Below are 7,190 nucleotides of genomic sequence, written 5' to 3'. Positions count from 1 at the left end.
CTCGGCCATCTCCTCCGCAATGCTGTCGACCATGGGCTCGAAACGACCGACGAACGTATAGCAGCCGGCAAATCTGAAGAAGGTGTCATCAGGCTCGAAGCACGGCACAATGCGGGCCTGCTGCAGATAATCGTCGCGGACGACGGAAGGGGAATCGATCTGAACAAGCTGCGCGAGACGGTCGTGGCGCGCGGCCTGACGACAGAGGAGACCGTCGGCAGACTTGCCGAAGCGGAATTGCTCGAATTTCTGTTTCTGCCAGGCTTTTCGATGAAAGCGACGGTTAGCAACATCTCCGGACGCGGCGTGGGGCTCGATGCCGTACAGGCGATGACCAAGCAGGTCCGAGGCCTCGCAACCGTCTCCTCAGAGTTCGGCTTCGGAACCCGATTTCAACTACAGCTGCCGTTGACCTTGTCGGTGCTCCGCACGCTGCTCGTCGACATTGACGGAGAGCCATACGCCTTCCCGCTCGCAGGCATCGCCAGCACGATAAAGTTGCCGCGCACGCGCATCGAACTGCTCGAAGGCCGGCCGCATTTCCGCTTCGAGGATCGACAGATCGGACTAGTCACCGCGCACGAGGTTCTTGACCGCGCTGAGCCGCAAGCAGACGCCGATGAACTTTCAGTCGTTCTGATTAATGGTGATCACGGTGAAACCCACGGGTTGATTGTCGACCGCTTCCTGGGCGAGCGCGAGTTGGTGGTCCGGCCGCTAGATCCTCGCTTTGCCAAGGTCAAGGACATCAGCGCGGCGGCGTTGATGGAAGATGGTTCGCCCGTGCTTATCGTTGATGTCGACGATCTGATCCGATCAGTAGACAAGCTCGCGTCATCCGGCGGCCTACGCACCTTGCGGCGTGGTACTACCAGCCCCGATCTTAGGCGGCGCAAGCGCGTTCTGGTGGTCGACGATTCTTTGACGGTACGTGAGCTCGAACGCAAGCTGCTGGACAATAACGGCTATGAGGTCGAGGTGGCGATTGATGGTATGGATGGATGGAACGCCATACGGTCTGAACCATTCGATCTTGTTATCACCGATGTTGATATGCCGCGCATGGACGGCATCGAACTGGTGACCTTGATGAAGAAGGACAGCCGGCTCGGGAACACCCCGATCATGATCGTGTCGTACAAAGATCGCGAAGACGATCGCAGGCGAGGTCTGGACGCCGGCGCGGACTACTACCTGACTAAAGGGAGTTTCCACGACGAGACACTGCTCCATGCAGTCGTCGACCTGATCGGCCAGGCGACAGAATGAGGCGCAGCGTGTGTATCCATCAATGAGGATCGCTATCGTCAACGATATGCCTCTTGCGGTCGAGCTTCTGCGGCGATTGGTTGTATCAACCCCGGAACATCAGGTGGCCTGGATCGCCGTTAACGGGCGTGAGGCAGTAGAGGCCTGCCAACGAGACCTCCCGGACCTGATCCTCATGGACCTGGTGATGCCGGAAATGGATGGCGTCGAGGCTACGCGCAGGATCATGGCGAAGACGCCATGCCTGATTCTGCTGGTCACGGCGAGCATTGAGGCCAACATTCCTGGTGTCTATGAAGCAATGGGGTATGGCGCGCTTGACGCGGTCGACATCCCCTCGATCGGCTCTGACGGCCCGGGGTCCGGACGGTCCGCACAGCTTCTCATCAAGAAGATAACGACGATCAGCAAACTCGTACGTGACGCGCCGTCTTCAAATTGGGGCACACGGACATTGCCCCCGTCTGTGTCATCGGCACAGCACCTTATTGCCATCGGCGCGTCTGCGGGCGGGCCCGCAGCTGTTGCCGCGATCCTCGGCGCATTTCCGAGCAATTTCACGGCCGCAATAGTTCTCGTACAGCATCTCGATGCGCAGTTCGTACCCGGTTTTGCAAACTGGCTCGGCCAGCATGCGGCACTTCCAATCCGTCCGGCACGCGAAGGAGATGAGCCCGAGGCCGGCACCGTTCTAATTGCGGCCACGGCTGATCATCTCGTCTTCAAGTCAGCCCACAAGCTCGGCTATACCCCGAAGCCGCACGACAACGTCTACCGTCCCTCCGTAGATGTATTCCTTGAGAGCGCCGCGCAGTGGTGGCCGGGTGTCGTGATCGGTGTCTTGCTCACGGGCATGGGTAGAGATGGTGCCCAAGGGCTCAAGCTGCTACGCGACAAAGGGCATTTGACAATCGCTCAAGACAGCGCGTCGAGTGCGGTCTATGGGATGCCCAAAGCCGCCGCTGCCATCGGTGCCGCTGTCGAGATCCTACCGCTTGACTCAATCGCCCCGCGCCTAATCGAGGCGTGCGGCCGATCTTGCTGAAAGGTTATTCTATGACGGGCAAATCCAATCTCGTCTCACCCCTGGCAGACAATTACTCGTCAATGGTTCTGCTGGTGGACGACCAGATAATGATCTGTGAAGCGGTCCGGCGCGCGCTCGCAAACCAGCCGGACATAGATTTCCACTTCTGCACCGATCCGCTCAAAGCGACTACAGTTGCCGACGAAGTGAAGCCAACGGTCATCCTGCAGGATCTTGTCATGCCGGGCGTTGATGGGCTGGACTTGGTACGGCAATACCGAAAGAATTCCTCGACGCATTCTGTCCCCGTCATCGTGCTGTCAAGTAAAGAAGATCCGGCCATCAAGGGCGAGGCATTCGAGGCCGGAGCGAACGACTATTTGGTCAAACTGCCGGACCGTATCGAGTTGGTCGCTCGTGTCCGTTATCACTCCCGGGCCTATCTTGACCACGTTCAGCGAGAGGAGGCATACAGGGCCCTGCGAGAAAGCCAGCGGCAATTAATGCGTGCGAATCTCGAGCTGGAACGTCTCACACGGATTGACGGTCTCACAGGTCTGGGAAACCGGCGCTACTTCGATGAATATCTCGCGGCGGAATGGAAGCGCGCGGTCCGCACGAAGAGCCCGCTGTCGTTGTTTATGATCGATGCCGATCACTTCAAGCGCTACAACGACACCTATGGCCACATGGCAGGCGACGAGGTGCTGAAGCAGGTCGCCAGTGTAATCCAAAGCAGTTGCAACCGCTCGACCGATCTCGCGGCGCGCTACGGCGGCGAAGAGTTCGTCGTGGTGGTGGTCGATATTTTGCAGGCGCAGTCGGGCGCTATGGCCGAGCGGCTCGTGCAGAGCGTGCGAGCCTTGAGCATTCCACACGGTTCTGAGCGGGTGACAATCAGCGTCGGTGTTGCAACCATGGTGCCTGATGAGACCCACACGCCAAATGACCTCATCAAGGCGGCCGATCTGGCGCTCTTCCGCGCCAAGTCGGAAGGACGGGACCGTGTCGTGTATTACGACTAAAGGTAAGGGTGCTTTACGGACGGGCTTACAGCTCGTGCAGTTTAAAGGCTTGGTGATCGCCGAACGGGACCCCTCGATTGTCAACCGGGCAAGCGAAACAGTTCAAAGTCAGTTCCATTTCTGGATAACTGCTGTTCCGCGGACCGGAACCTCAAACACGAGTTCGTTTTCGACGGCTACGCCTCCGACGCTTATGCGCCTGGTTCAGTCTAATCTAGGACATCCCTATCTCAAAAGGTGACCGTCACAACGACAGTATCCGTATAGGTGCCTGACGGCGGCGTCGACCATCCGCACCGCTATTTGAGACTGTAGTGCACCCTGCCAGAGATATGCTCGATATCAAAAGCCCGATGGCCAATGCGTTGCTTTGATTCTGTTTCATACCCGTCACCTCAACTGACAATAGTGCAGGCTAGATGGGGATACGGCGCGAAACAAGGGAGCGCCTCTTCTTTGGTTCGGCCGATCGCTTCTAGTCAGCAGCCGCGGGCCAGCCGCATCGCCTGCAAAGCCAAATCGTACGGGATAGGTTGATCGCGCAGCCATAGTCCGAACTCGCCATGAGGCACTGACGCCTTGACCGCGAGCATCCTCTTGCCGAGTGCGATCAGTTCCTCGCGGCTGCGCTGGCGCTTGGTGAAGCCCTGCCGGCCCTTTTCAGCCTCGTTGGCGTCCGCCTTGGCCATCCGGGACCGAATAGTCTCCTTGCGTTAGCGAGCTCTCCCGGAGGCGCCGGTAAGGATCCCAGCTAGCGCATGCCCCTGATGAACGCGGCCGCGCAGCTCATTGACGATCGCCATGTATGCGCCGAGCGGGATCGCGTCGAAAACCTCGAGCACGGCGGCCATGCCCTGCTCCACTAGGTCCGGACCGGCCAGCAGCAAGTCAGAGACGGCGTCAGGCTGCTTTCTTCGGTGAGCGCGTGGTTCGCCGCGGCCCTCAGCCAGGACACACAGGACCAACCGTGCATGCTCAGCGCCATGATTGTCGATCAGCCGGCGGATGGAGCCGACGGCGCGCGTCTGGCCTTCTTTCGGATAGCGGCCCTTGGGGACGATCTCTACGTGGAATTCGCCACAGAGCGCGTCAACTCGCGGGTCGACGTAGAGTGCAGATCCGCGGCTCCAGCCTTCTCGCGCAAGCATTCGGCGTCTCCGCATGATCGACGCACGATGTTTGCACAAATGTAACGGCCGCTGCAAGAGTGATGCACGATGGACAGTGGTGGGGGCACGCGTTGACGAGATGTCAAGCAGTCAGGATTTTCGCTTCCTTGGCGGCGTTGAGAAATGCCACGCGCGCTATCTCCGGTGCGCTGCCGCCGCCGAGCACCTTCNGGCTCTTCGAACGTGCCGACGTCTCGTTCGCAGGTCATATGCTGGTCTCCTTTCGCAATCGCCCCAAGACCTTACGGGTGAACCATCCGTTCCGTTGCGTCACGTTTGGCCCGGTGGGCGAACATTCTGTGAGGATGGGACCTCGTCCAGAGCGCGGGCTTGATCGCTCAGACTAGACTCGCCAACCCGTTGCGGTCCTCAAATAGCGAGAACCGTCCTTATCGTTACGAGCCCGCTATGCCTTGGTCAGTTGCCGGCGCTGATATCGGAAACGAAGCGCGGAAGGGCACTCTGCCGCCCAGAGTAACCGGCCTGCACGGTGAAGACGAGAAGGACGCTCTTCCAAGCGCGGAGTTCGAATCCTCCCTCACCGCCATAAGTCATTGTTTACATCAATAAAAATACAAGAATAGGTTGGGCGCCCGCCATAAAGCCCGCCTACCGAAAACGGGGTATTCGCGGCACGTCAGCTTACGACACAGATATGCGGGGTTGATGGTTCGACCTGGTAGATGGCAGAGATCAACTTCGGCCTCGCTAAGCGAAGTCGTGGGGTTCATGCGACAGCGGAATCAGGATACGCGACGAGCACCCCGTGCCGGGTCAACCTCGCCGTCGGGAAGTACCGATCGGTGCGGAACCAAGCGGATTCACGCTTGTCGGCAGCGGACGCCGGCGGAGGCGATCAGCACCCGAGCAGGCTCCTCATTAGCGAGACAAACGTCCAGAGCGGAGGCCAATCTTGGCACGCGACCGCGCCATCCTGAACGACCGCTCTCCTCGGCTTAGTCAAGCATACCTGCGGAATGAAGCGCCTGGCCTGTGACAAATGAATCTCTGCTGGACCGCCGATGATATGGGGAGGCGCTCGCAAATCGCGCCCTACGCGCGGGTTGATCGGTTGATTAACATCAAAGCTTGAATATGAGAAATGCGCCAACTGTGACGGCGGTGGTCACCGTGGCTCGAGTGTCAGCAGATGTGGTAAGGTTGAGTGTCGGCGAGTAGCAGAGGTCCAGCAACAATGACTTTGAGGCGAACCAGAGCTTACGGCGCATCCGGCTTGGTTCTAGCGGTTTGCACGGTGTTTGCTTGGCAGAACGCCACTGCTGCTCACAATTGCCACGCAGCCGCGACGCCTGGCGTCAATTGGCACGAGTGTGACAAGAAGCTTCTCATGCTAGAAGGACAGGACCTGAGCGGGGCGAACCTGTTCGGTGTTGATTTCACTTCGACCGACCTCAGGAACAGCAATCTCCTTTCGGCAAATCTTGAGAAGGCAACGCTTGTGCGTGCTTCCCTGGCCGACTCGACCGCCAAAGGCGCCCGGTTCGACAGAATCGAGGCCTACAGGACCGACTTCAGCCGTATGGACGCGCAGGGCGCTGTGTTTGCGAGCGCGGAAATGCAGCGCTCGAATTTCCAGGACGCCAATCTGACCAATGTTGATTTCACAAAGGCAGAATTGGGGCGTGCGCAGTTCCATGACGCCGATATCAGCGGCAGCCGCTTCTCGTTTGCCAATCTCGCACGGGCGGACTTCCGAGGAGCGACGTTCACCGCGCCGATAGACTTTGACCGCGCCTTTTTCTTTCTGACCCGTATCGAGGGCGTCGACCTTTCCAATTCGGTGGGTCTGTCCCAGTGGCAGCTCAACATGGCTTGCGGAGACGCCCGGACCGAGTTGCCTTCTGGCTTGACGAGGCCTGAAGATTGGCCCTGTCAATTCCAGCAGGAATAGTTGTCGGCAAGCGAACTGCGGCAATGCTGCGCCCGACAGGATGAAACTGAGAACCCCTATGTCATCGTTTGCGCTATATAACTTTTGCGACAGCCGGGAGCGGATGAATGGAATCGGGCCGTATTTCTCCCACTACCCACGCGGTCCGAGGGGGCAGAAATGGGGCCGAGCAGACCGTCCGCTGCTAGGGTACCCAGCACGCGAGCGGACATGTGAGAGCTCGGTGCGAAGGTCCGGGATCAGGCCCATTGCGGACGTACGTGTTGGTTCGCCTGTTGGCGCTGAAGCGCCCATTTGGGCCGCTAGCCGCACATGTGCGGCGGCTCAAAAAAGCCGATTGTCATGCGCCAGCGGAACGCTGTGACAAGCGAACACCAGCGCCGCCACCGTTCTCTGGAATGAATTCGATCCCGGCCGCTTCGAAGACTGCACGAATTTCGGCGAGGGTTGAATTCTTTAGCTGTTCGCCTCTTTCCAACCGCGCGATGGTATCGGGAGATACGTTTGCGTTTAGGGCTAACTCTCGAGTTCCCCAGCCCAACGCGACACGTGCCATTTTGCACTGAACTGCATTCATTTCGTAACCGTGATACGATTCTTGTTGATCCATAGCCGCTTTTTCAATATTGTACCGCTGATACGATTTTTCGCTTGAAAGCGGCTGCTGTTGGTGTGCAACTACCCTCAGCAGCCTGACCACAACCCAAGCTGATAGGAGCTCGGATCATGGCTTCTCTATTCGGCGGCTTGGGGTCAAGCGCTTTTGTCATTTTCTGCCTTACCAGCTT

7 protein-coding genes are annotated in these 7,190 nt (G+C 58.7%); 4 read left to right on the top strand and 3 right to left on the bottom strand.

Features of this window, described 5'->3' with window-relative positions; all coding sequences use genetic code 11:
- From X773_RS72905 to X773_RS72895, 3 genes are all read left to right on the top strand, one after another.
- On the top strand, positions 1–1,269 hold a 1,269-nt coding region (locus tag X773_RS72905; protein WP_023680830.1), incomplete at its 5' end, for a response regulator.
- Positions 1,270–1,291: 22 nt separating this feature from the next.
- Positions 1,292–2,314: a chemotaxis response regulator protein-glutamate methylesterase gene (locus X773_RS72900; protein WP_023680829.1), complete on the top strand. Its 1,023-nt coding sequence runs from the start codon at positions 1,292–1,294 to the stop codon at positions 2,312–2,314.
- Positions 2,315–2,325: 11 nt separating this feature from the next.
- Complete coding sequence (locus tag X773_RS72895) at positions 2,326–3,321, top strand: PleD family two-component system response regulator (protein ID WP_031213402.1); 996 nt, start codon at positions 2,326–2,328, stop codon at positions 3,319–3,321.
- A gap of 479 nt (positions 3,322–3,800) precedes the next feature.
- Here the strand turns inward: X773_RS72895 and X773_RS72890 are convergent, their stop codons facing one another.
- Positions 3,801–4,010, bottom strand: coding sequence for a hypothetical protein (locus X773_RS72890; protein ID WP_023680827.1), 210 nt, complete (start codon positions 4,008–4,010; stop codon positions 3,801–3,803).
- A gap of 24 nt (positions 4,011–4,034) precedes the next feature.
- On the bottom strand, positions 4,035–4,469 hold the full coding sequence (locus X773_RS0140390) for a hypothetical protein (RefSeq protein ID WP_023680826.1): 435 nt from the start codon (positions 4,467–4,469) through the stop codon (positions 4,035–4,037).
- A 1,369-nt stretch (positions 4,470–5,838) separates the two neighbouring features.
- On the opposite strand from X773_RS0140390, the gene X773_RS72885 reads away from it, so the two are divergent.
- Positions 5,839–6,402, top strand: coding sequence for a pentapeptide repeat-containing protein (locus tag X773_RS72885; protein ID WP_245274892.1), 564 nt, complete (start codon positions 5,839–5,841; stop codon positions 6,400–6,402).
- 340 nt (positions 6,403–6,742) lie between these two features.
- Here X773_RS72885 and X773_RS76005 read toward each other — a convergent pair whose 3' ends face one another.
- The gene (locus tag X773_RS76005; protein WP_084641905.1) at positions 6,743–6,979 is read right to left on the bottom strand and encodes a transcriptional regulator; all 237 of its coding nucleotides are present in this window, start codon (positions 6,977–6,979) and stop codon (positions 6,743–6,745) included.
- Positions 6,980–7,190: the final 211 nt, after the last annotated feature.

It is taken from the genome of Mesorhizobium sp. LSJC280B00, from assembly GCF_000502835.1.
GTDB lineage: Bacteria > Pseudomonadota > Alphaproteobacteria > Rhizobiales > Rhizobiaceae > Mesorhizobium.
The sequence above is the reverse complement of the archived record's forward strand: the minus strand, read 5'-3'. Positions and strand labels throughout refer to the sequence as shown.